1 protein-coding gene is annotated in these 652 nt (G+C 27.3%); it reads right to left on the bottom strand.

The window, feature by feature from the left end:
* Positions 1-344 precede the first annotated feature (344 nt).
* Positions 345-652: hypothetical protein (locus G3997_RS04730; RefSeq protein WP_296648906.1), on the bottom strand; the 308-nt coding region annotated here is incomplete at its 5' end.

Raw genomic sequence — 652 nt, 5'->3', positions numbered from 1 at the left:
CACACTTTGATCAMSGTCTATTTGYCTTAGGATACTTTTACCATCTTTAACTTTAGTATCATAAAGTTTACTGTAATAATCCTTCTTGTGAGGTAGAACATATTTTATTGGAGCATATACAGATAATTTAAGTTTTAGTATTTCATTATTAATCTCTTTTAATGAAGGAAACTTATTTGATATAATAAGAGGGTGTCGTGATTTACGACACCCTCTTTCTATGTATGATTTAACTATTAATTCTATTTTTCTATCTCGCTTAACTGATCTAAGTCAACTTCAAATCTAGAATTTCCATTTAATGTTTCTACATATGCTGTACCTATATTATTATCTACACYATATTAAATATTATTTATTCCACATTCTTTCTCTAACATATAAATTTCATCTAAAGTAAACCCTGTTAACTCAATTATAAATTGCTTACTAGAATTTTTCATTAAAAGCTCTATAGCTATTTCTCTTTTAGTTTCTAAAACCCTTGACTCATCGCTTCTGCTTTTATATAGCACTTCAGCTTCAATAGGCTCATCACTATCTATTTTATTAAATTCCATAGTTTCTTGTATGATATCCTTTTCTTCTCTATCATCAGATAAAGACTCTTGTTCTCTTAGCCTTTCATTATATAAATTATGTAAATACGGTT

The organism is Romboutsia sp. 13368 (assembly GCF_018336475.1).
Taxonomy (GTDB): Bacteria; Bacillota; Clostridia; order Peptostreptococcales; family Peptostreptococcaceae; genus Romboutsia.
The sequence above is the reverse complement of the archived record's forward strand: the minus strand, read 5'-3'. Positions and strand labels throughout refer to the sequence as shown.